The sequence below is a fragment of the Alkaliphilus crotonatoxidans genome (assembly GCF_054658015.1).
The window spans coordinates 566,844-589,543 of sequence record NZ_BAAHXS010000004.1; the positions used below are offsets into that span (position 1 = coordinate 566,844).

20 protein-coding genes and 2 riboswitches are annotated in these 22,700 nt (G+C 42.2%); of the genes, 8 read left to right on the forward strand and 12 right to left on the reverse strand.

Annotation, left to right across the window (positions count from 1 at the left end):
• Positions 1-99: 99 nt before the first annotated feature.
• Together ACYQ1I_RS05230 and ACYQ1I_RS05235 are read right to left on the reverse strand one after the other, a co-directional pair.
• Positions 100-2,466 carry a helicase C-terminal domain-containing protein gene (locus ACYQ1I_RS05230; RefSeq protein ID WP_459763064.1) on the reverse strand — a complete coding sequence of 789 codons (2,367 nt, stop codon included), beginning with the start codon at positions 2,464-2,466 and terminating at the stop codon, positions 100-102.
• An 88-nt stretch (positions 2,467-2,554) separates the two neighbouring features.
• Positions 2,555-3,451, reverse strand: a complete 897-nt coding sequence (locus tag ACYQ1I_RS05235) for a polysaccharide deacetylase family protein (RefSeq protein ID WP_459763066.1) — start codon at positions 3,449-3,451, stop codon at positions 2,555-2,557.
• Positions 3,452-3,798: 347 nt separating this feature from the next.
• Here ACYQ1I_RS05235 and ACYQ1I_RS05240 point away from each other — a divergent pair, with 347 nt between their 5' ends.
• Entirely contained in the window at positions 3,799-4,062 is a 264-nt protein-coding gene (locus tag ACYQ1I_RS05240) for a TIGR03905 family TSCPD domain-containing protein (protein ID WP_459763068.1), read from the forward strand.
• A gap of 20 nt (positions 4,063-4,082) precedes the next feature.
• Here ACYQ1I_RS05240 and ACYQ1I_RS05245 read toward each other — a convergent pair whose 3' ends face one another.
• Together ACYQ1I_RS05245 and ACYQ1I_RS05250 are read right to left on the reverse strand one after the other, a co-directional pair.
• Positions 4,083-5,471 (reverse strand): MATE family efflux transporter, encoded by a 1,389-nt coding sequence (locus ACYQ1I_RS05245; protein ID WP_459763070.1) that lies wholly within the window; start codon positions 5,469-5,471, stop codon positions 4,083-4,085.
• Between the two features lie 111 nt (positions 5,472-5,582).
• Positions 5,583-7,382, reverse strand: coding sequence for a lytic transglycosylase domain-containing protein (locus ACYQ1I_RS05250; protein ID WP_459763072.1), 1,800 nt, complete (start codon positions 7,380-7,382; stop codon positions 5,583-5,585).
• Positions 7,383-7,561: 179 nt separating this feature from the next.
• Between ACYQ1I_RS05250 and msrA the strand changes: the two genes are divergently transcribed.
• Entirely contained in the window at positions 7,562-8,041 is a 480-nt protein-coding gene (gene msrA, locus ACYQ1I_RS05255) for a peptide-methionine (S)-S-oxide reductase MsrA (protein ID WP_459763074.1), read from the forward strand.
• A gap of 160 nt (positions 8,042-8,201) precedes the next feature.
• Here msrA and ACYQ1I_RS05260 read toward each other — a convergent pair whose 3' ends face one another.
• Entirely contained in the window at positions 8,202-10,496 is a 2,295-nt protein-coding gene (locus ACYQ1I_RS05260; RefSeq protein ID WP_459763076.1) for an LTA synthase family protein, read from the reverse strand.
• 346 nt (positions 10,497-10,842) lie between these two features.
• Here ACYQ1I_RS05260 and ACYQ1I_RS05265 point away from each other — a divergent pair, with 346 nt between their 5' ends.
• A complete protein-coding gene (locus tag ACYQ1I_RS05265; RefSeq protein WP_459763078.1) occupies positions 10,843-11,862 on the forward strand; it encodes a branched-chain amino acid aminotransferase in 1,020 nt (339 codons plus the stop codon).
• Positions 11,863-11,920: 58 nt separating this feature from the next.
• Here ACYQ1I_RS05265 and larAH10 read toward each other — a convergent pair whose 3' ends face one another.
• The gene (gene larAH10, locus ACYQ1I_RS05270) at positions 11,921-13,204 is read right to left on the reverse strand and encodes an NPN-dependent 2-hydroxyacid racemase, LarAH10 family (protein ID WP_459763080.1); all 1,284 of its coding nucleotides are present in this window, start codon (positions 13,202-13,204) and stop codon (positions 11,921-11,923) included.
• Between the two features lies 1 nt (position 13,205).
• On the reverse strand, positions 13,206-14,393 hold the full coding sequence (locus ACYQ1I_RS05275; RefSeq protein ID WP_459763082.1) for a pyridoxal phosphate-dependent aminotransferase: 1,188 nt from the start codon (positions 14,391-14,393) through the stop codon (positions 13,206-13,208).
• A gap of 83 nt (positions 14,394-14,476) precedes the next feature.
• Positions 14,477-14,580, reverse strand: a riboswitch (SAM riboswitch).
• A gap of 83 nt (positions 14,581-14,663) precedes the next feature.
• Positions 14,664-14,763: riboswitch (SAM riboswitch) on the reverse strand.
• Positions 14,764-14,917: 154 nt separating this feature from the next.
• On the opposite strand from ACYQ1I_RS05275, the gene ACYQ1I_RS05280 reads away from it, so the two are divergent.
• Positions 14,918-15,529, forward strand: coding sequence for a superoxide dismutase (locus tag ACYQ1I_RS05280; RefSeq protein WP_459763084.1), 612 nt, complete (start codon positions 14,918-14,920; stop codon positions 15,527-15,529).
• Between the two features lie 78 nt (positions 15,530-15,607).
• Here ACYQ1I_RS05280 and ACYQ1I_RS05285 read toward each other — a convergent pair whose 3' ends face one another.
• Positions 15,608-15,961, reverse strand: coding sequence for a hypothetical protein (locus ACYQ1I_RS05285; protein WP_459763086.1), 354 nt, complete (start codon positions 15,959-15,961; stop codon positions 15,608-15,610).
• 505 nt (positions 15,962-16,466) lie between these two features.
• On the opposite strand from ACYQ1I_RS05285, the gene ACYQ1I_RS05290 reads away from it, so the two are divergent.
• Positions 16,467-17,270: a glycerophosphodiester phosphodiesterase family protein gene (locus tag ACYQ1I_RS05290; RefSeq protein WP_459763088.1), complete on the forward strand. Its 804-nt coding sequence runs from the start codon at positions 16,467-16,469 to the stop codon at positions 17,268-17,270.
• A 206-nt stretch (positions 17,271-17,476) separates the two neighbouring features.
• Entirely contained in the window at positions 17,477-18,826 is a 1,350-nt protein-coding gene (locus tag ACYQ1I_RS05295) for a YjiH family protein (protein ID WP_459763090.1), read from the forward strand.
• Positions 18,827-18,890: 64 nt separating this feature from the next.
• On the opposite strand, the gene ACYQ1I_RS05300 is transcribed toward ACYQ1I_RS05295, so the two are convergent.
• The 4 genes from ACYQ1I_RS05300 to ACYQ1I_RS05315 all read right to left on the reverse strand — a co-directional run bounded on the left by ACYQ1I_RS05300 (position 18,891) and on the right by ACYQ1I_RS05315 (position 21,101).
• Positions 18,891-19,799 carry a hypothetical protein gene (locus ACYQ1I_RS05300; RefSeq protein WP_459763092.1) on the reverse strand — a complete coding sequence of 303 codons (909 nt, stop codon included), beginning with the start codon at positions 19,797-19,799 and terminating at the stop codon, positions 18,891-18,893.
• Between the two features lie 179 nt (positions 19,800-19,978).
• Positions 19,979-20,479, reverse strand: a complete 501-nt coding sequence (locus ACYQ1I_RS05305; RefSeq protein ID WP_459763094.1) for a CBS domain-containing protein — start codon at positions 20,477-20,479, stop codon at positions 19,979-19,981.
• Positions 20,480-20,539: 60 nt separating this feature from the next.
• On the reverse strand, positions 20,540-20,851 hold the full coding sequence (locus ACYQ1I_RS05310; protein ID WP_459763095.1) for a hypothetical protein: 312 nt from the start codon (positions 20,849-20,851) through the stop codon (positions 20,540-20,542).
• Positions 20,826-21,101 carry a hypothetical protein gene (locus ACYQ1I_RS05315; protein WP_459763097.1) on the reverse strand — a complete coding sequence of 92 codons (276 nt, stop codon included), beginning with the start codon at positions 21,099-21,101 and terminating at the stop codon, positions 20,826-20,828. Before ACYQ1I_RS05315 ends, ACYQ1I_RS05310 begins: the two co-directional genes overlap by 26 nt.
• On the opposite strand from ACYQ1I_RS05315, the gene ACYQ1I_RS05320 reads away from it, so the two are divergent.
• On the forward strand, positions 21,073-21,480 hold the full coding sequence (locus ACYQ1I_RS05320) for a bacteriohemerythrin (RefSeq protein ID WP_459763099.1): 408 nt from the start codon (positions 21,073-21,075) through the stop codon (positions 21,478-21,480). The two genes, ACYQ1I_RS05315 and ACYQ1I_RS05320, sit on opposite strands and share 29 nt — an antisense overlap.
• Before the next feature lie 18 nt (positions 21,481-21,498).
• The gene (locus ACYQ1I_RS05325) at positions 21,499-22,689 is read left to right on the forward strand and encodes an iron-containing alcohol dehydrogenase (RefSeq protein WP_459763101.1); all 1,191 of its coding nucleotides are present in this window, start codon (positions 21,499-21,501) and stop codon (positions 22,687-22,689) included.
• The last annotated feature ends 11 nt before the right edge of the window (positions 22,690-22,700 follow it).

Sequence of the window (22,700 nt, forward strand, 5' to 3'; positions counted from 1 at the left end):
CAAAAATGTAATGACCTTTATTTAATCTTATCTCATTTAAAATAATAGCATGATTATCATTATGTTAAAAATCAGTTAAAAATGATCTTTCAATGGCAGTTAAAGCTTGGGTTGTTTCTGATTCCAAAAGTCATATAAAATATCTTTAATTTCCTTGGGCCTGCTAATCAGACGATAGTGGTACCATTCCCTGGGTAAAATTTTCTGGTAGCTTTCACTGGTATACCGGTCATCAATCAACAATACAATTCCTTGATCCGTCTCTGTTCTGATAACTCTACCAGCTGCCTGCAAAACCTTGTTCATACCGGGGTACTGATAGGCATAGCCATAGCCGTTATTGTTTTTATCTTGAAAATAATCCTTAATCACGTCCACCTCGGGACATATTTGGGGTAAACCAACACCAACGATGATGGCCCCTATGAGGCTCTTCCCCGGCAAATCAATTCCTTCTGAGAAAATTCCCCCTAAAACCACAAATCCCACCAAAGTTTCTTCCCTTTGACTGGTGAATTCATTAATAAAGGCTTCCCGTTCTTCTTCCATCATAAGGGGTGCCTGCTTAAGGGTTCTAATCTGTTGATACTTTTCTCCAAAGCACTGATATACTGCATCCATATATTGATAGGAGGGAAAAAAGACAAAATAATTTCCCGCCCTGGCTTGAATGACCTGATAAAGATAGTCTGCTATGATTTCATAGCTTTTCTGGCGTTGTTTATATTTTGTCGATACTCGATTGGCTATTAGTACCTGTAAATTTTCTTTTTTGTAGGGGGAGCCCAGAGTGACGACATAGTCTGATTCTTCACCCCCCAATAGGTTCCTATAAAAGTCTATTGGGGTCAAGGTTCCGGAAAAATAAACCGCTGCGCTTCCTCGATTGACTGCTTCCCTTAACAGAAAGGACGGATCAACACAATAAAGCTTAACATTGAGATCCCGCCCTGATTGCTCCACAAGGGTTACATATCGTTCATCATAGAGCTCTGATATTTTTAAAAAGCTAACTACATTAAAATATAGCTCCAACAGGGCTTCATGCCCTTGGTTTCTGTCATGCTCCAACAGCCATGCTTCAGCTACCTCAATAAATTGATAGAGACTGCTGTAGATTTCCTCCGGAGCCCTTTTATCGACAACGAGAGCTTCTTCACCGCAATGCTTTTTTAGCTTCAGCATTTGAGAATTCACCCGATTAGCAGCCTTTGCTACGGCTTGTCCCTGTTCTTTCATTATATTTTTCATATCAAGAAAGGCCTGCTTCGTTAAAGCGGCAGAAAACATTTCCCTGCCCCGGTCTACCAAGTTATGGGCTTCATCGATCAGAAAGGTGAAGGGCTCTTTGTTTTCCCAGAAAAATCGTTTTAAATACACCCTTGGATCAAATACATAATTATAATCACAGATCACGCAATCAACCCACAGGGCTATTTCCAGGGAAAATTCAAAGGGGCACAACTGATGCTTTTGGGCATACAGCTCAACAACTTCTCTGGTATAGCAATCTGTAGCCTGGAACAGGTCTTGAAGGCCCTGATTAAGCCGATCAAAATGCCCCTTTGCATAAACACATTCTTCAGGGTTGCACCGGGCATCCTTTTCAAAGCAGATTTTATCCTTGGCCGTCAAGGTAATGGTCTTTAGTCTTAACCCCTTGGAAAGCAGCTTTTCTATCGCCTCTTCAGCCACTGTGCGGGCAATTGTCTTAGCCGTCAGATAAAAGATTTTGGTAGAGTGCCCTTCACCCATGGCCTTAATGGCAGGAAAGAGGGTTGACATGGTCTTTCCTATTCCTGTAGGAGCCTTGGCAAAGAGCCGTTTCTTCTCCTTTATGGTTCGATAAACTCCAATAGCCAGGTTTCGCTGACCCCTTCGATAGCTTGTAAAGGGAAAATCTAATTGGCTGATACTTTGGTCTCTGACCTGACGCCATTGAATAATCTGTTCTCCCCATCTGATATAGGCATCAAGTAAATCGTAAAAAAAGGCTTCCAGTTCTGGGAGCTGATACACCCTTCTGGCCCTCTTGGTTTCCTCTGTTGCAATATGATAATAGGTCAACTGTAGGGTAATTTCCTGATATTCCTTCTGCTGGCCATAAATAAAGCCATATACCATTACCTGCCCCCAGTGAAGCTGGTTATCCATTTCTTCATGCCCCTCCAATGGCTTGGTAACAGTTTTAATCTCATCAATAATAGCTTGACCCTCTTCGATTAAAATTCCGTCTGCTCGGCCCTTAACCTCTATTTCACAGTCCCTTAGAGTTGTGGAATAGGTCAGCGTCACCTCGGCTTGATCCTGGGGGCCATAACCCTTTTGTACAGCTTGATGTCCCCGGGTCCCTTCAAGGGCTCGATCACTCCCCATTAAACGACTATCTAAATCGCCACCCCTCATAACAAATTCCACCAGCTGTCTGACGGAGACCTTTATTGTTTTTATCTGGGTTTTCTGCATATTTTCCCCCCTGCCCTATCATCAATTTCAAAACCAGTAAGCCACTTATCTATATTCTAGCATAATCATGCTAAAATACATAAGCCACCTAAAACAGGTGGCTGTCATCAAGTTTTGTAACCGCTGGAGCTTCGACGGTTCTGGGCAATATATCAAACCGATAGCCCGATTCCTTTAAATCCTGTATGATTTCCGGCAATGTTTCAACGGTGGTGGTTTTTGAATGGGAATCATGCATTAGTATAACCATGGCTCCAGAATCCTTTCGGGTGGCCTTGTAACGTGTCATCAGATATTTGATTGTAGGGGTAACGACTTCACCATCACCATTCAATACATTCCAATCAATGTGTACGTAGTCTGCCTCCCTCAGGGCCTCACGAAAGGGAGCCTTCCCCTTTCCAAAGGAGCCACCGGGAAATCTTGTTAGCCTTAGATCATAGTCATGACCCAATATATTCTTAAGAATAACCTCACTTCGTTTTAAATCCTCCATATAGGCCTCTATACTGCTGTAAATTTGCTTATATCGATGGGAATAGGTATGGTTTCCAATTACATGGCCCTTTGAATGGATTTCTTTAACCAATTCGGGAAACATTTCTGCCTGTTTTCCTAAAACAAAGAAGGTGGCTTGTATTCCCTCCTCCTCAAGAATCTCCAAAATCCTGGGGGTATTATTGGGGGAAGGCCCATCGTCAAAGGTTAAATAAGCCACTCGTTCCTCTCTTTGTTGGAATATTTGATCCAAATCATCCTGGGTAACCTTTACCATTCTTCGGGCTTCTTCCTGTTCTATGGCTGCTTCAGGATCATGCTGCTTCTTATCCTCTATTTCTTCTATTTCATTGGGGCTTGCCTCTACAGCGGCAGCCGACAGGATAATTTCTTGTCTTCTTTGAAAAAATTCTGCCATGATAATGGCATTTACAGTTACAACCAGGGCAGCAATCATCAATAGGTGCTTTACCTTAACCCGTTTCATTGTTTTCCCCCTTATCAATTCTGTAGACAAGTTATATTTAAAATATATTCATCAAATATAAAAATAGTAGTAAAATCCCTTCCTTATCTTTAAAGCATAGGGGCAATCCCGGTATATGTCAACAGGCAGTTTGATGATAGGCCCCAGGTACTATTTTCTTAAAGGGGAAAGATCATCTTCCACTGGCAGGTCTTATGACATATGCTCTAAAATCGTGTTAGAACAAAGGCAGAAAAGGGAGGTTTTTCCAATGGATCAATTTTCAAAGAGTGGGGTTACGCCGTAGCTTGACACCCCCTGGACAATTCTTTAATATTAAATAGAGAACATTATAGGAGGGGTATATTATGTACAGCTATACCACGACTGCAGTCTGTAGTAAAAAGATTACCTTTCACATTGATCAAAACAGAGTCAAAAACGTGGTTTTTCATGGAGGGTGCCCTGGCAACCTACTGGCCCTTACCCGACTAATTGAAAACATGGAGGTAGATGAAGCCATTGAAAAACTAAGGGGAATTCCTTGTGGCAATAAGGATACCTCCTGTGCCGATCAATTGTCTAAGGCCCTGGAGGAAACAGTAAAACTGAAAAAGGTTGATGGGATTTGATACCATCAACCTTTTCTTTTTTAGCCTTCAAGGGATAAATTCTGCTGGTGGGGTTCCGTTCCCCTATGATTACCAGCCTGGCGGTATTTTTTCACCAGCAGAGTTATAAACCAAGTGGTTAGAATCATTCCCTTAAAAACACTGGTCTTACTGATGCTCCACCATACCCCATTTAAACCCAGGTATTTTGAAAGTATCAAGGCTGAAGGAATTCTTAAGGCATTCATTACAATTCCTACAATCGATGGGGGAACCGTTCTTCCAAGGCCATTAAAGGCTCCGGTAGTGGCAATTTCCATGCACATAAATAGCTGTGAAAGCCCTAAGATCCGTAAATAGGCAATGCCTGCTTCTTCACCGGGAATAAAGAAGAAGAAAACCGGTCTGGCCCCCAATACCAGAAGCAAGGTAGCGCCAATGCCTATACCGCCAACAATGGCCAAACCAATAAAATAGCCCTTATAAATTCGTTCCCATTTTTTCACCCCAAAATTTTGCCCCACAAAGGTACCCAATGCCGTAGAAAAGCCCCCCGCCGTCATCCAGGAGATGGCTTCTACCTGGGAACCCACCTTTTGAACAGCAATGGCAGTATCACCCCATTGGGATACAATTCTGGCAATCACCATGGCAAAAATGGTAAATAATCCACTTTGAAGTCCTGCCGGCAGCCCTAACCGAATAATTGCCCTTAAGAATCCCCAATCTGGCATTTTAAATAGATCCAGGTCCTTTGACAATATTCCCTTTTTAAAAAGAGAGCTGATAAAGAACAGACTTACAACTAATTGCGAAAAAACAGTGGCAAAGGCAGCCCCCCTGACCCCCATGGCGGGAATGGGCCCAAGGCCAAAGATCAGCACCGGGTCTAATAGGATGTTCATTACCAGACCTATTACATTAATTTTAAAGGGACTTTTGCTATCCCCCTGACCATTCAGTATACCTGTAAATACAGGGTTGACAAAATAAAAAATAAGGCCAGCTGTAATGATTGTAAAATAATCCCTTGCCTGGGTAACAGCCTCCGGGTCCTCCAGATTAAAAAATCCAATCAGTCGGTCACGAAAAAGGATAAGTACAAGGCTGTAGACCAGGGCTAAAAAGACTATCAGCTGTATGGTGTGGCGAACATAACGCTTTACACCCTTTTTATCGCCCTTCCCAAGGGATTGTGAAACCCCTATCTCTGCACCTATCTTGGGCAGCATAATAAAGGCCATGGCCAGCCAGGTAAAAAAGCCTACAACCCCTACGGCAGCCACAGAAATGCTTCCTAGTCTTCCTATCCATATCATATCAATCATATTATAGGCCATTTGAATGAAAGAGGTGCCCATGATGGGCAGCGCCAGGGCAATTAGGGCCTTTGAAATACTTCCTTCTGTTAAATTTCTTTCATGCTTCATTTTTGAAAGTCCTTTCAATGGATTGTTGGTTAGCAATAAAAATTATAATCCATTTTCAAGGAAAAGTCATTATAATTTAAGGCCTCTTAAGTTAATTTTTCTTAAAGACAATTACTGATATAACCAAAGGTAGGTATAGTAGCTGTTAAGTACCTTGGTAATATATTGCTGGGTCTCTAAAAAGGTAATGGCCGTAGGGAAATCCTGGGGGTGAGTACCCAAATCGCTTTTTTCCCATTTTCTAACATTCCCCTGACCTCCGTTATAGGCCGCCAGGGCCTTATCCAGATCCCCCGAGAACATATTTATCATTCGGCTTATATAGTAGGTGCCAAATCGAATATTAATTTCAGGCTTCAATAAATCTTCGTCCTTCACCGTTACCCCCAGGCGCCCTGCAATCTCCTGCCCTGTGGCAGGCATGATCTGCATGAGCCCCCTGGCGCCAACCCATGAGTTGGCCTGGGCATGATAATGACTCTCTTCACGCATGATTGCCCAGATTAAATAAGGGTCCACCTGAAACTCCTGGGCGGCCCCCAGTACTAAATCCTCATAGGGCCGTTGATAGGTCAGGTAATAGGCCCCCTTTCCAGGGGTATCCCTTAGGGCACGAATTCCCCATTTTACCGCTTCACTATAGTTATTTTGGGCTAGAAACCACTCTCCTATGGAAAGCTTTGTTTGATAATCGCCATGACCTTCTGCAATGGCCAGCTCTATCGCTGCCAGGTCTTCCCTTCCAATACGGTGATATGCCTCAATCTTGGCTACAATACCGGAATGATCATCCTCTACTACTTCTTCAAGGGGCCATTCAGCTTCTCGGCCCAGGCGCATCATCCAGGCAGGCTGATCCTTAAGCAGGGCTACCATCTCTTCAGCCTTCTCTGCCTGTCCATTTCGGTTGAGCAGAATATAGGCACGATAGGCAGCATCTTTTTGATAGTTTCCTGGAGTTTGGGTTAATTCCCGGTAGACTTCAACAGCCTTCTCCCATTCTCCCAGCTGATCCCAAAGCCTTGCTCCTCTCCAAAGGCTGTTTCGTTCCTTACTCTTTGTAAAGGTATGGGCGGCCTGAATGGGTTCTTCTCCTTTTTCAAGCAACAGCCCTAACCGATAGGCACCTCGTTCTCCCAGGGCCCGATACTGCTTGATGGCACCGGCTTCGTCTCCCTGGGCCTCCAGCGCTCTGCCATACCACCAGCTTAATTCTTCATCAAGGCCCCCCTGGGCTTGCTGTGCTTCCAATATCAACAGCGCTTCCTCATAGCGCCCCAGCCCTGCCAGGGCCATGGCCTTTTGCAAATCCCTGGCTTCCCATTGATTTTCATTTAGCTTTTCTGCTTCTTCGATATAATTCAGCAAAGCCTTCCAAAGGCCTTTGTCCTTTAAATACCCAGCGATTTGTTGAGAAGCCACTCCCATGTCCTCAAGGGCCTTTAGGGCATCGTGATCCGGCAGCAGGGCAACATAGTGCTCCTCTGCGGCTTCTCTTCTTCCCTGGGCCAAAATTTCACCGGCCAGCCTCAGTTTAATTTCCCGGGTACTGTAAAGGGCAAGGGCCTGCTCATAATATTGACTGGCATCCTTCCCTTCACCGGCGGCATACTGCCCCAGAGATAAATTAGCCAAATAACCAATGGCATCCTTCCGTTTACCCAGGGCCATTAAAATATCCAATTCCCTGGACTTCGGGGTACCTCCGATGGCCTCAAGCTCCTTTAGGGCCCCTATGGCATCCATATCCATCAACGCCGCCGTATCCACCTTACCCTGGTATTCATCGGCGACAACCCGAAAGGGCTGCTTCCACAGAAAAAAAACTGCCACCAGGCCAATAATAATTAGCAGGATTGATCTAATAACTTTCTTTTGCTTTTTGAATTTTTTCATTCGATTACTTCTCATCCTTCTCTCCCTTTTTGTCTATATTTCTACATTTAACGCTGGTTTAATCCTTATATTCCTATATTTCTACATTTACTAGGGAATCCCTTGTAATTTTTTGGTTTTTGTATTTTTGATGGTAAGGTATCTCTCGTTGGGGTATATTATGGGAAGCTAATAAAAAGAGAGGGTGAAAAAGCATGAAGGAAATTGTATTTGCGGGGGGCTGTTTTTGGGGCGTAGAGGCATACCTTTCCCGAATCAAAGGGGTGCTTGAAACGAAGGTGGGCTATGCCAACGGCCATGTGGAAAGTCCCACCTATGAACAGGTATGCAACAGCCATACAGGCCATGCTGAGGCATGCTTTGTGATGTATGATGAATCAACCATTGGCCTTGAAGCCCTTCTAAACCGTTTCTGGGGGATTATTGACCCTACAGCCGTTAACCGTCAGGGCCCCGATATTGGTCATCAATACCGAACAGGTATTTACTATATCGACCCAGCCGACCGGGAAACTATTGAAAAAACCCGTAATGAACAGCAGAATAAATATAGCTACCCCATCGTGACTGAAATAGAGCCACTGATTTGTTTTTATGATGCTGAGGAATATCATCAAAAATACCTGGTTAAAAACCCCAAGGGCTATTGCCATATTAAATTAGATGATAATTAATTATCACAAAAATTGCCCTTCAACATATGATAAAATTGAAGATAGGGCCTATCATCATTCCTTCCCTATATTTTAACTTTACCTTAGGTAAAAGGCATTTTGCTTTTAATTAAAAAAGACACAGGCGTGGTAAGGATCCTGCCTGTGTCTTTTCAACTTTTTAACTATTGAGTCCATCTTCCATATGGGTAAATTCATAGATCAGCTTTGCCGCCACTCCCCGCTCAATAACCTTTTTTTCATTGGTTTTATAGTTTAAGATAACCTCTTTGTACTGGGGAAATTTCTTCATCCACCGAAGCAAATCGTCAAACCTTGCCTCCTCATCAGGTTCAAAGCTGCGATTTTCATCCTTGGTAAGGAGCCCCTGGGCCTGGGCTGCCTCGATATAGGGTTGAGCATAGTGTTCATCATCCCCTGTTTCATCAGCATTGTCTAGCCAATGGAAGGCTCTGCCCAGCATGGTAATGAGCTCACCCTTTAAAATTGGTCTTTCTGGATAATATCTTCCATCTACTGCCTCTTTTAAAACATCTTCCTCAAACAGGGCAACAATTTCTTCCTTAGCCCAATAGTCTTCTATATCTACATAGTGGATCATTTGATTCCTTTCAAATTCTTCATTTACCTCCCGCACCAGGTTATTATGCAGTACGTAATTTGAAAGGTTAATTTCCTGTAGGGCCCGCTCATAGCCTTCCCGACAGCTTTTTACATCCACCGGTTCATGGGTATGAACATTCCAGGCCCTGCTGTTTTCAAAAACGCCATCCCTTGACATCTCAAATATAGTTTGATTGTCAATGAATGAACCCTTTATCATATAGGTTTGACTCGCCACAAAGCCTTCGATTCCATTTACCAGGTCCTGGCCCATTAGAAATAATCCTTGGCTTTGTACCCCCAATAGATTAAGCATAGTTGGGTAAAAATCAATTTGCCCGCCGGCGATCTCATAGGTTTCTGCCTTTCCAAGTCCCGGTATATGAAGCAGCAGCCCTACCTTTAAAAACTCATCATAATCATAATCTTTCCCAAGAAGCTCGGAGGCCATTGCCTTTAGTTCATCATTTCTTATATCAATACCGAAATGATCACCATAGATGGCGATAATGGTATTGTCATAGATTCCCCTCTCCTTCAAGCCTTCAATAAATTCTCCCAGCATCCTGTCAAAATAATTAATTGACTGAAGGTAATCTGCCAGCAGGGTGTCCTTAATAGGGCCCTCAAAGCTTAGGGCCTGTAATTCTTGGGGTATTTTAAAGGGCCCATGGCTGGTTAGGGTGACATACAGGCTGTAAAAGGGCTCATTCATTTCCTCTAAATAGTCTAGGGATTGCCTGAATACTGAGCCGTCACTGATTCCCATGCTAATTACTTCGTCTGATTCCAGCTCGGCACTGCTGATAAAGGTATCAATGCCCAATTGAGGGTACATTCCCTCCCGATTATAGTAATCCGGCGTGTTACCATGGAAGCCTATGGTTTCATAGCCCCTATCCTTCAGCAAAATAGGCAAAGAATAGAGGTCATGTCCTTCATATTCCTTAAAGGAGTAGGTATGCATTGATGGATACAGGCTATTTTGACTGACAAATTCGGCATCTGATGTATTTCCCCTCCCCAATTGCTGGTAATAGTGGGGAAAATATAGACTGTCACCAGCAATCATGCTATTCATCACAGGAGTAATGGCCTGTCCTTCTACCTCCAGATTTAATACAAAATTTTGCATCGATTCCACCTGAATGACAATAACATTCCGCTCAGCGGCGACACCAAAGTGTTTTTGGTTTTGGCTTGTCTTTGCTATTTTATCCAGGTAAGCCTGAAGGCTGCCTTCTTCCTGGGAGGCCTGACCTCCTATATATTGTTGTAGGTCATAGAAATGATAATTCAATATTCCAAGCCGCTCCGGCGTATGGAATCCAATAGAAAGGCCGCTGTTAACAGCCACTAATAAAATCAGACCTGCCAGGGCCAAAGCCCCTTGCCTCAACCGTTGACTCCTATTGAGGACATGGGCCTCATTACCTCTTTTTATCATTAAAAATACCAGCACAATCAGGTCAACAGCCAAAAGTAAGTCCTTAAAATGAACCAGCTGCAGAATACTCCCCTTTACCGAGCCTACTGCACTGGCCAGCTGAAAGGAATAAACTGAAATCGGCATCTGAAAATATCGAAAATGTACTAAATCTGCATATAGCAGAAGGGTAATCAGACTGTAAAATCCCAAGAGACCATAGGGCCTGAGCCTGTTGGGGGACATGGCAGCAATGATATGATACAATATGACAATTAGCAGGAGATTTAGAGCGGAAGCTCCCAAGCCAGGCCAAGGTATACCCATCATCGATTCAACCATTAATTGCTTTACCAGTGTTAATATAATAAAGAGCAGTACCCAACCAAATCCTCTGGAAAGTCGCTCCTTTAAAGTATCAATCATATTGGTCACCCTTTCTTTTTTACAACTAAATAGACCATAAGCTGGTTGGCTATGACACCATTATGCTTAACCTCTATTTTATTGAATTAACAAAAATTTTACAAGGGCTCTGTTGAAATTTATCATTTATTAATCTTTTCCAACAATGATTGAATGATAAAAATATATAATACTGTATATACTCTATAATATTTAAAATTTTACGAATATAGTGGTTTACAGCTAATTTTAATTGATTTTATGAAATTTATGCTATAATAAATGTATAAAGTAGTGAATAGGGTTATGAAAACCTTTTCATTCCCCTGGTTGCAGCTTTTTAGAATTTTATTAGTGGAGGGATTCGATGAAAACTGTTAGCATTGATTGGAGCAAATTAGGATTCGGCTACATGAAGACTGATTTACGCTACGTTTCAAAATGGAAGGATGGGCAATGGGATGAGGGCTCCCTTGTGGAGGACAACACCCTTACAATTAGTGAGGCCTCAACAGCATTACATTATGGACAACAATGCTTTGAAGGTTTGAAGGCCTATCGCCGTCAGGACGGAAAAATTCAGTTATTTAGACCTGATCAAAATGCCAAGCGTTTAAATAATAGCTGTAGACGAATCATGATGCCTGAAGTACCAGAAGATAAATTTATTGATGCCTGTATTCAAGTTGTAAAGGCAAACGAAGCCTATGTTCCTCCCTATGGTACCGGCGCAACATTGTATTTAAGACCCTTTGTGATTGGGGTAGGGGACAATCTTGGTGTAAAGCCAGCGCCTGAGTTTCTATTCTGTATATTCTGCGTACCCGTAGGTCCTTACTTTAAGGGCGGTATGGCTCCTGTAAACTTTATTATTTCTGACTATGACCGGGCAGCACCATTCGGTACCGGAGCGGCCAAGGTGGGAGGAAACTACGCCGGCAGCCTGTATCCCCATGAGCTGGCTGTGAAAAAGGGCTTTGCTGATTGTATTTACCTTGACCCTATGACCCATACTAAAATTGAAGAGGTGGGAGCAGCTAATTTCTTTGGTATTACCCATGATAATAAATTTGTTACCCCTAAATCTCCTTCAATTCTGCCAAGTATTACAAAGTATTCTCTTATGCACCTGGCAAAGGAATACATGGGCATGGAGGTCGAAGAAAGGGATGTGTACGTCGACAAGCTGGACGAATTTAAAGAAGCCGGTGCCTGCGGCACAGCGGCAGTAATTACTCCCATTGGTGGTATTGAATACAAGGGCAAACTTCATGTATTCCATAGTGAAACAGAGGTAGGGCCTATTACCAAAAAGCTTTACGATACTCTTTGCGGTATTCAATTCGGTGAGGTTGAAGCCCCAGAGGGATGGATTGTGGAATTTTAATTAAATTTAGCCAATTTAAACCCCGGTCTGGCCGTTAGCCTTAGACCGGGGTATTATTTTATTCAAAAATCGGCAGGGTATTTCCTCCATAGGGCATTAGTGAAATTTTAGGGTTGGGCGGACTAAACCGATATGCCAGGTCAAGGGCCTCATTAAGGTCTTGGGCCGGAATCATTCCCAGTTCCTTGACGGTATCTTTTGGCAGGGAGGAAATTAGAATGACTTTCCGATACTTGGCGGCATAGGCCGTTTTATAGGCAGCGTAACCTGGTACTGTAAAATGCTTTTTTAAGGCAGATTCCATTTCATCGAGGGTTTGGTATTGAAACCACTCCATAAATTCGGCTGCCCCCAGGCCGTCTCTGCATTCTGAAAGCAGTATCATCACACTGTTTTCTTTACCGCCGTAAATACAGTTATCCATGGTCTTGACGGTTTGGTATAAATTAATATCCTTCGGATACCCCCCGGCAGAGGCAATAATGATATCTGCCTTCTCCTTTATATTGATTCCGTAGAGCTGCCGAATGGTTTCACAGCCCTTCAGCCATGCCTGTTCAAAATCCCCCACAGCAAAATCAATGAAGCGGCCGTTGGCATCTAATACCGCATTAAAGAGGAAATCCGGGGCCACCCTCCGGCATATTTCCGTAATATCTTCACGCATGGGATTTCCTTCAATTTTATTGGAGCAAGCATTGGAGTTCAGCCCGGTTCCTTCCCCAGGCAGGAAGGTCAGTCTATGGTTTTGCTGAATTGTTTGTATTCCCGCCACACCGGGGACGATACCCTTAGCACCGCCGCCAAAGCCAGCGAAGAGATGAAAGACAATCCCCCCTGTTAAAATTACCCGATCGGCCTTTACGACTTTTTTATTAATATAAATAGGGGTGCCTCGGCTCGATTCCCCTAAATAGCATAGTTGGTCTTCATCATTACAATTATGATCAATGATTTCAATTCTTTCATAGATGCCATCACCCACAATGGCCCTTTTTTCTTCCTCAGTTGAGGGTCTATGGGAACCTAGGGCAATGATGACGGTGATATCCTCATCTTCTATTCCCAATTCATTGAGATATGCCACAATAACCGGCAGGAATACGGCGGTTTTAATCCAAAGCCGAGTAATATCGCTGACAATAATTACTATTTTATCCTTAGCCTTGACAAGCTCCCTAAGGGGGCCGGTTCCTATTGGCCGATCAAGCCTTTCTCTAATCTTTTCTTCTATCTTATCTATGGGGCTAGAGTCCTTTGGAGTCAAGATATTAATAATGTTTTCCTCCTTAAGGGCAACCTCCCACTGACGACTTCCGTACTTGAAATGATACTGCCGCATATTAAATCACCTCCTGATTACGATACTTAAGCCCTGCCTTTTCCCTTAACAGCTTCAGACGTTCAATGGCCGCCAGTAGGGTCTCATTTTTTTTAGCATAATGAAACCGAATTAAATGACGTATATCCTCCTTGAAGAAGCTGGAGCCCGGTACAGCCGCAACCCCCACCTCCCGGGCCATCCATTCACAAAATTCCACATCATCATCCTGGGTAAACTCTGAAATGTCCACCATCACATAATAGGCCCCCTGGGGCGTGGTGTAGCGAAGGCCCGCTTCATCTAGCCCCTTTAGAAAAAGATCCCGTTTTTCTTTGTAGCTTGCCCGTAGTGATGCATAGTACTCATCGGGGAGCCTCAGCCCTGCCAGGGCTGCCTGCTGTAGAGGAGCCGAGGCCCCTACCGTGAGAAAATCGTGAACCTTCCTTGCCCCCTCGGTAATGTGATCGGGAGCAATCAAATACCCCAGCCGCCAGCCGGTAATAGAATAGGTTTTAGAAAGTGAGCTACAGGACACCGTTCTTTCATACATACCCGGCAGTGCTGCAAAATAGATATGTCGGTGGGGCTCCATGACAATATGCTCATAAACTTCATCAACAATTACAAAGGTATCGAATTCTTCTGCCAGGCTGGCTATATACTCCAATTCTTCAAGGGTGAAGACCTTACCCGTGGGGTTAGAGGGATTACAAAGGATAAGGGCCTTAACCCCCTGTTGAAAGGCATTTCTCAGCTCATTTCGATCAAAGGTAAAGTGGGGTGGCTTTAAAGGAACATAGATGGGCTCTGCCCCGCATAAAATTGCATCGGCAGCATAGTTTTCGTAAAATGGTGAAAAAACGATGACCTTGTCATTGGGGTTACACAGGGTCATTACGGCCACCATCATGGCCTCGGTGCTGCCACAGGTAACTACGATATCTGTTTGGGGATTAATTTCAATCCCCATCAGCTTAGATTGTTTCTGTGCCAACGCCTCCCGAAAGGCCTGGGAGCCCCAGGTAATTTCGTATTGATGGGGCCCCTTCTCAGCAGCCTCTTTCAGGGCCTCTATCAATTCACGGGGCGGATCAAAGTCAGGAAACCCCTGGGAAAGATTAATTGCTCCGTAGGAATTGGCGATTCTGGTCATTCTTCTGATAATTGAATCTGTGAAATAGCTTAAGCGACTGCTGATTTCAGCCATGTCAATCTTCCTTTCTTGATATATATTTGATCTATAAGAAAAAAAGCCCCTTAAAAGATCAAGGGGCTTAAAAATAATTAGGCCTCTTATCTTTCAGTCTCAACGACTGCAGGAATTAGCACCTGGCACTGGCTGTGCTGGTTGCTGGGCTTCATCGGGCCTTTCCCTCCACCTCTCTTGATAAGAGCTATTTAATTGTGTTTTCAAGAAATACTTTTATACTTTAATAAAATAAAGCCCCTTATAAAAGAGGCCTGTTAACAGTTTCCTCCCTTATCTTTCAGCCATTATGACTGCAGGAATTAGCACCTGGTACGATACCGGTTGCTGGGTTTCATTGGGCCCTTCCCTCCACCTCTCTTGATAAGAGTTATTCGATTTATTTGATAATTATATTTGATTCACCCATTGATGTCAATAGAAAAATTTAAAAATAAATTTTAATTGATAATGATTATTATTATAAACCAAGGGTATATTACCAGTAGATTCAAATACGGAAAAGATTTTAAGGAGGAATTTCAATGACTTATAAATTACCACAATTAGATTATGCCTATGATAGCCTGGAGCCCCACATTGATGCGGCCACCATGGAAATTCACCATACTAAGCATCATCAGGCCTATATTAACAACTTAAATGCCGCCCTTGAGCCTTACCCCGAGCTTCAGGGAAAGGACATCGAGGAACTGCTTCAATCCCTTGATCAGCTTCCCAAGGAAATTCAGCAGGCCGTAAGGAATAACGGCGGTGGCTATTATAACCATAACCTTTTCTGGAAGGTGATGGGCCCCCATGGAGGCGGCTTACCAAAGGGCCAGCTGTTGGAAGAAATTAATCAGACCTTTGGCAGCTTTGATCAGTTTAAGGAGCTTTTCAACAAGGCAGCAGCCACCCGTTTCGGCAGCGGCTGGGCCTGGCTGATTATCAATGCTTCTGGAAAATTAGAGGTGGTTTCCAGCCCCAATCAAGATAGCCCGATAATGGAAGGAAAGCGCATTTTACTAGGCCTTGATGTTTGGGAGCATGCTTATTACCTTAACTACCAAAACCGAAGACCCGACTACATTAGCGCCTGGTGGAATGTGGTTAACTGGAATTATGTCAACGAAAGGTATCAGCAATTAAAATAGATGCTTTTGCTCCTTATAGTTTTACCTCATCACTTAAAATTGAAGGACTCGATAGTCCTTCAATTTTTTTATTAATACCTAATCAGCAATACCAAACTCTTCTTTAAAAATATGCTCAAATTCTTCATTAACTTGAATTTCCTCTAATTGAAAATCTTTCCCGTTTCTGCTAAAATAAACAATCCAATAAGCCTTGTTTACATCTATTAAATTCCATGTATTTTTTTCTTTTACTATAATTCTGTCAATAACAAACTCTTCCTTTGTTTCTCCTACTTTTTTTAGATCTATGTAATTCACGTCTCCATCTGTTGATTTTTCTATGATGAATCCTGAAGTAATGATGCTACTATAGGAAGCCTGGCGATAAAAGTATATTAAAAATACGATCATCATTATTGCACTAATATAGATAAAAATTTTTTTCATCATTTGTTTTTTCTCCTAATAAACCCTCTATTATTTCCTGCACTATGGAAATATTGTATTATATAATTATTAATAGCTCAACTTCCACATCATAAATTTCATATGCTATAATAAAAAAGTGTTTTTATAAATGTTATTGGAGGAGATGTGAAGCTTGCTGGTTTTAAGAAATAAGGATTCAAAGTTGTACACCATATTAGATAAAGTTTTTTTAATGGGTACCATCATTTTTAATTTTCTATATCTTGTTTACAGAGACATAGATATTTTTTTTAACCTAGGCTTTATTTTTTTAATTCTAATTTTATTCCTAATAGCGACTAAAGAAGTAATAGCGAAGGGTAATAAAAAAGGTTATCTCATTTATATTTTAGGAAGCATAGGATTATTATCGCTTATACTTAAAGCTATTAATTCTACCCTTTAGCCCGTTGGCTCTTCCATTGTCATTTCCTTTTTAAACCCTTATACTAAATGTATATTAAACATAATATGGAGGCATTTTAAAATGAAAAAAAAGGTTTTAGTTTTATTGGTTGTCATGCTGGTGGCCTTGCCCCAGATGGTCTTTTCTCAGGAAAGCAATACCTATCAAGCTCCCCTTGTTCCTGAACCTCAGCCCCTGGTGGCTCATGCCGGAGGCGCAATCTACGGCTTTCGTTACACCAATTCTCTGGAGGCCCTGGATACTGCCTACAAAAATGGATTTCGGTTAATTGAGCTGGATTTTAATTGGACAAGGGATGGACAGCCCGTTTTGATTCATGACTGGGGACAAATGGTCAGTCGTATTTTCCCCGGCGCCAGAGGCGTTCTTTCGCTGGAGGAATTTAAAACCATGCCTACCCTTTTTGGCCTTACTCCCATGAGCTTAGCTGATTTATCGGCATGGCTTGAAAGGCACCCCGATGCATTTATTATTACAGATGTTAAGGAAGATAATGCCCGTACCCTGGCTTGGATAAAACATTATTACCCTGAAATGGCTAAGCAGGTGATTCCTCAGATTTATAGCTTTGATGAGTATAGCAGGGTGAAAAACTTTGGCTATGAAAATATCATTTTAACCTTGTACCGTATGAATACCACTGAAGAAGAGGTTATCAGCTTCGCAGTGAACAATCCCCTTTTTGCTCTGACCATTCCCCTAGAGCGGGATCTTTCTACGCTGCCCCAGGCCCTTAATGAACTGGGAATTCCCACCTATGTTCATACAGTTAACGACCTATGGGCTTATGAATCCCTAAGGGACTTGGGGGTTTACGGAATTTATACCGACTACTTTCAACCTAAATATTGGATTGCACAGTAATGCTTTCTTTACTTACATATAAAAGCATTACAAAAAATTAATGATTTTTGAGAAGATTGGTGTATGAAAGCTATTGAATATTTATGCATTTAGTATTAAAATTAATATCATTGCATAAATATTACACAATGCCCTGCGTCAACTAAATTAACGGATTATCTCTGATCATTTAAATGACGCAGGATACTAGTATAAGGAGTGTTTTCATGACCAAAAATAATATTTCATCGGGTGGATTACTGAAATTTATACTCCCCTCTTTAATCGGGGTCATGTTATTTATGGTGCCTATCTCTATTAATGGTGAGATCACTATTCCTATTGCACTACTATCTAACTTTATTTTAGATAATTTTTCTGAGGTGCTTCCCACCCTTACAGTGGTATTAATCACCATTACTTTAGTAGGAACGGTGCTGACAAAGTTATTTAAGCCGGCCTTTATAATAAATAGCAGCTTTTTTAGTACGCTGTTTAACGTGGGCCCCCTTTGGTTTATCTCGAGGCTAATTGGTGGTATATTTGCCATTTCAACCCTTTTGCAGATTGGGCCAGAGTGGATATGGTCTGGTGATACCGGTGGTATGCTGCTGTTTGATTTATTGCCGGTTTTGTTTTCAGTATTTTTATTTGCAGGATTATTTTTGCCCTTGCTTCTGAATTTCGGTCTATTGGAATTTGTCGGTACCCTATTAACCAAGTTCATGCGACCTATCTTTAAGCTCCCAGGCCGGTCATCAATTGACTGTATTGCCTCCTGGCTTGGAGATGGTACCATTGGGGTACTGTTAACCAGCAAGCAATACGAAGAGGGATACTATACCAAGAGGGAAGCGGCTGTTATTGGTACCACCTTTTCAGCTGTATCAATTACCTTTAGTCTTGTGGTCATTTCACAGGTGAATTTAGGGCATTTATTCCTTCCCTTTTATTTAACCGTTACCTTTGCAGGCTTTGTGGCCGCCATTATTACTCCCCGAATTCCTCCCCTTTCTAAAAAGCCTGATACCTATTTTCAGGAGGCTGCCAAAGGAACCAATGAGGAAATACCCAAGGGTTATTCCACCCTTGGATGGGGATTAAATCAAGCTGTTGCCAGGGCTGAACAAAATAATGACTACACAAAATTCTTTAAGGATGGCTTCAAAAACGTATTGGATATGTGGCTTGGTGTTACACCCATTGTTATGGCCTTTGGTACCCTGGCTTTGATTATTGCAGAATTTACCCCAGTCTTTCAATGGCTTGGACTTCCCTTTATTCCATTATTAAAGGCCCTTCAGGTGCCCCAGGCCGCCGAGGCCGCCCAAACCCTTGTGGTGGGCTTTGCGGATATGTTTTTACCCTCTGTTATTGGAAGCAGAATTGAAAGTGAACTGACCCGTTTTGTCATTGCCTGTGTTTCTGTTACCCAATTAATCTATATGTCAGAGGTAGGGGGACTACTGCTGGGCTCTAAGGTACCTGTTTCCCTGAAGGATTTAATCATTATTTTTATCGAACGGACACTAATTACCTTGCCGATTGTGGTATTCATTGCCCATATTATATTTTAGAGTAATATAAAACACCTGCTGCCAGTTAGGCAACAGGTGTTTTTTTATGGAATATTCAATTCAATCAATCGTTAAGTGAATCAATCATTTGATCTCGATATGCACTAATCTCGTCGTTTATGGTAAACTGGTTCCTTTCCAATACCTTTAAATAGTCCACGAAGAGGGTTTTTAAAGTACCTTCTTCACCGTCGGCAAGGTTCTGGTAAATCTCTTCTAATTCCGGCTCAAGCTTTTTATTGTCATAGGAAAAGGCCGGGGTATTATTGGCTCCATAAACCAACAGATTGGCGTATTGATCAAAGAGTAGTGAAATCTCCTTAGCCCTGTCTGACTCTCCATGAAGGGCTAAAAATTCCTGCTGTTTCAAGGCTCTGTCGGCCACCTCTGACCATTCAATGATAATTGCAGCGTCCTTCACTGCTACATTGTCTGATTCTGTCTTCATTAATTCCAAATAATCCTTAATGTCCTGCTTCAAATAATCTCCAAATTGGGCAGTGATGCCATAATCAATGATCGGGAAAAAGGTTCCTTCAGCAGTTTCAACCTTATACCCCTGATTGATGGTGTCTGTCAAAAGCGTCTTTAAATCTTCATCTTCAACTTTTTCTAAATCTAAGGACCACTGATTTTTTTCATAGACTTCCATTAGTTTTCCCTGCATGGTTCCATCTGAAAAATATCGTTCCTCAAGGGCGGATAATTGTTCTTTTTGTACGTTTTCCAGCTCAAGAACCATCTCAGTGGCATCTTCCTCTGTAAGGGAGTCGATATGCTCCTGTAAATGTTCAATCATCCCTGCCAGATCTTGATTTTTTACCAGGGCATCAAATTCTTCCATGATGGCTGCCTCGTTGTTTTTTTGCTCCGGGGGGTTTTCTTCATTGGGTGTTTTGTTGCCGGTACACCCCAATAGCATCGCCCCTGTCAGGCTAAGTATTGTCATTCCGACGATTAGCTTTCGTTTCATAAAAATCTACCTCCTTTTTCTTTATAGGCAGCTTCTATTGCATTCAATAGAAAGGTGAATTCCACCTTATTAATTAGACGGCCTATAGTGATAAATGTTCCAGATTATTATAAAGTTTTTTTGAATAGCAGACAATGAAAAAAACAGGTTTGTCCACCTGCTTTTTCCATTGCTTCTAACTATCCCTTTGCTCCAACCAATTCCTTTACCTCGTTGGAATGGAGCACCCAAAATTCTTCCTCTTTAGTTTTCGAAGGTAATTCCTGAAGCAGCCCCTTTTCCCGGAGCATTTTATGGAAATAACGAATTACATCACTTCGTTTGATAATCCCAATAAAAATTCCCTGATCATCCACCACCGGTACAAAATTCTGATAAGTGGTTGCCATAATTAAATCCTCAACATTGGAATTGATCGATACAGATTTATTCATTCTATGCCTAGGCACATCCTTTAAGTTAATTTGTTCCAGCTTCCTTACATCCAGATCAGCAGTTTTCTTTAGCTGCCAAAGAAGATCTCCTTCTGTAATGGCACCTGCATATTTACCTTCTTCATCGATTAACGGTATGGCTGTATAACGATGATATTCCATTTTCTCTAATATTTGTCTCATTGTTGAATTAACTGAAGCATAAACAACGTCTTTTTTTGGTGTCAGAAAAAAAGAGATATTCATTATCGTACTCCTCTCGCGGTTTTACATTCCCTTATTTCTTTTACCACAAATTAACTAATATTAATCTAGATTTTCACGAATAAATTTATCTCTGCATTCCCAGCTGCAAAAATAATGGGGCTCCTCACCCTTCATAATAATATACGCCTTTTCTTTTTGAAGATGGGTACCGCATATTTTATCCTCTACCATTGTAATGGGTTCTTTTTTTACTTCAGCTTCTTCTCTAGCCTCTATCAAGGCCCTTCGTTGAGCCTCTTCCATTTGTTCCTTAATAATGGCTCTGTGCTTGATATTCAGAAAGATGTTCAATACCATCCGAATGATCAGGAAAATATAAAAAAATCTAAACAAGCCTGTAACCAGCTCCATTAAGCTTCCCCTCCTTGGTTGATTGTTCAACTGGTGGAATGATTGATACACTTATATTATATCCTATGATAAGGGGCATCACAATAGCTCTAATTCTTAACAATCTATTAATTTTCAATGATTGTAGACCTTTTGCAGGAAAATTTACGTTCCCTTTGTCCTCATCTGATGATACAATGATAATAAATATTAGCAATTTTGATGATAAGGGAGGAATGAACTTGCTGTGGTGGACAAAAGATTTAGCCATTGGTGTAGACTCCATCGATCAAGAGCATCAGGCAATTTTTGAAAAGGCAGATGAGATTTTTAATTTTGAAGACGATACACCTGCATCAAAGGTTAAGGAGGCCTTTTCCTTTCTCGTTCAATATGTGAATAAGCATTTTAGCGAAGAGGAAAAGCTAATGCTTCAATACCACTACCCCGAGGTTGAAAAGCATCGTAAGCATCACCGGTATTTGGTGGACGAGCTACATACAATTACTAAGGAAATAGGTCTAGGAGGCATTGACCAACAGCTAATAGACCGACTAAAGCTTTTAATTGTGGAATGGCTAGTGAGCCATATCAATGAGGAGGACAAAAAAATGGTGTCCCATATTAAGGGGCAGGGAGCTACGCTATAAACAGGAAGGAGGAATTTCATGAATCATTTTGAGTTCTATTCTCCCACTAAGGTTATATTTGGAAAGGGAGTAGAAGATCGAGCGGGACAAGAGATTCGTACCTGGGGCGGTACCAAGGTGCTGCTTCACTACGGAGGAAACAGCGCCAAGGCATCGGGCCTTTTAGGCAGGGTTGAGGAAAGTCTTCGGGCGTGCGGCATCGATTACATTACTTTAGGTGGTGTTGTTCCTAATCCAAGGCTTTCTTTAGTTCGGCAGGCCACAGAGCTATGCCGCCGGGAAAAGGTAGACTTTCTTTTGGCTGTTGGCGGAGGCAGCGTGATTGATTCAGCCAAGGCTATTGCATTGGCCCTGGCCAACCCTGAAATTGATATTTGGGATATCTATGATGGCAAGGCTGTTCCCACTGCCTGTTTGCCTGTGGGGGCCATTTTAACCATTGCAGCTGCTGGCAGCGAAACCAGTAGTTCCAGTGTGATTACCAATGAAGAAGGATGGTTTAAAAAGGGCTTTAACAGCCATTTAATCAGACCCAAATTTGCTCTGATGAATCCTGAGCTGACCTATACACTACCTCCCTACCAGACAGCCTGTGGTATTGTTGATATTATGATGCACACCATTGAACGCTATTTCTGTACCAATAAGGGAAATGAGCTTACAGACCGTATTGCAGAGCAGGTACTTCGCAATACCATCAAATATGGGAAAATTGCTTTAGCCGACCCCAAAAGCTACAAAGCCAGATCTGAAGTAATGTGGTCCGGCAGTATTTCCCATAACCATTTAACAGGTCTGGGGGCCAATGCCGATTTTTCTTGCCATGCCATTGAGCATGAACTGAGCGGTATGTTTGATGTAGCCCACGGTGCTGGTTTGGCTGCCGTATGGTGCTGGTGGGCCCGCTATGTCATGAAGTCTGACATAAACCGCTTTGTACAATACGCCATTAATGTATGGGACTGCTTGCTTGATCCCGTTGATCCTGAAATAACAGCCCTGGAAGGAATTCAAAAAACTGAGAATTTCTTTGCTGCAATAGGAATGCCCGTTAACTTGGCGCAATTGGGCGTTGGCAAGCTCAGCCAGGCCCAGATTGAGGAAATGGCCCAGAAATGCTGCCGTTACGGAAAACGGGTTGTAGGAACCCTAAAACCCCTTTATTTGGAGGATATTATTAAAATTTACCAGATGGCAAATGAGCAATAGTAAAAAGGTCA

Coding starts and splice junctions, on each gene's coding strand:
- ACYQ1I_RS05230 (WP_459763064.1), bottom strand. CDS start 2,466: ATGCAGAAAACCCAGATAAAAACAATAAAGGTCTCCGTCAGACAGCTG.
- ACYQ1I_RS05310 (WP_459763095.1), bottom strand. CDS start 20,851: ATGGAGCTGGTTACAGGCTTGTTTAGATTTTTTTATATTTTCCTGATC.
- ACYQ1I_RS05325 (WP_459763101.1), top strand. CDS start 21,499: ATGAATCATTTTGAGTTCTATTCTCCCACTAAGGTTATATTTGGAAAG.
- ACYQ1I_RS05275 (WP_459763082.1), bottom strand. CDS start 14,393: ATGGCTGAAATCAGCAGTCGCTTAAGCTATTTCACAGATTCAATTATC.
- ACYQ1I_RS05280 (WP_459763084.1), top strand. CDS start 14,918: ATGACTTATAAATTACCACAATTAGATTATGCCTATGATAGCCTGGAG.
- ACYQ1I_RS05300 (WP_459763092.1), bottom strand. CDS start 19,799: ATGAAACGAAAGCTAATCGTCGGAATGACAATACTTAGCCTGACAGGG.
- ACYQ1I_RS05235 (WP_459763066.1), bottom strand. CDS start 3,451: ATGAAACGGGTTAAGGTAAAGCACCTATTGATGATTGCTGCCCTGGTT.
- ACYQ1I_RS05290 (WP_459763088.1), top strand. CDS start 16,467: ATGAAAAAAAAGGTTTTAGTTTTATTGGTTGTCATGCTGGTGGCCTTG.
- ACYQ1I_RS05260 (WP_459763076.1), bottom strand. CDS start 10,496: ATGATTGATACTTTAAAGGAGCGACTTTCCAGAGGATTTGGTTGGGTA.
- ACYQ1I_RS05250 (WP_459763072.1), bottom strand. CDS start 7,382: ATGAGAAGTAATCGAATGAAAAAATTCAAAAAGCAAAAGAAAGTTATT.
- ACYQ1I_RS05265 (WP_459763078.1), top strand. CDS start 10,843: ATGAAAACTGTTAGCATTGATTGGAGCAAATTAGGATTCGGCTACATG.
- ACYQ1I_RS05245 (WP_459763070.1), bottom strand. CDS start 5,471: ATGAAGCATGAAAGAAATTTAACAGAAGGAAGTATTTCAAAGGCCCTA.
- ACYQ1I_RS05305 (WP_459763094.1), bottom strand. CDS start 20,479: ATGAATATCTCTTTTTTTCTGACACCAAAAAAAGACGTTGTTTATGCT.
- ACYQ1I_RS05295 (WP_459763090.1), top strand. CDS start 17,477: ATGACCAAAAATAATATTTCATCGGGTGGATTACTGAAATTTATACTC.
- larAH10 (WP_459763080.1), bottom strand. CDS start 13,204: ATGCGGCAGTATCATTTCAAGTACGGAAGTCGTCAGTGGGAGGTTGCC.
- ACYQ1I_RS05315 (WP_459763097.1), bottom strand. CDS start 21,101: ATGGCTAAATCTTTTGTCCACCACAGCAAGTTCATTCCTCCCTTATCA.
- msrA (WP_459763074.1), top strand. CDS start 7,562: ATGAAGGAAATTGTATTTGCGGGGGGCTGTTTTTGGGGCGTAGAGGCA.
- ACYQ1I_RS05240 (WP_459763068.1), top strand. CDS start 3,799: ATGTACAGCTATACCACGACTGCAGTCTGTAGTAAAAAGATTACCTTT.
- ACYQ1I_RS05285 (WP_459763086.1), bottom strand. CDS start 15,961: ATGATGAAAAAAATTTTTATCTATATTAGTGCAATAATGATGATCGTA.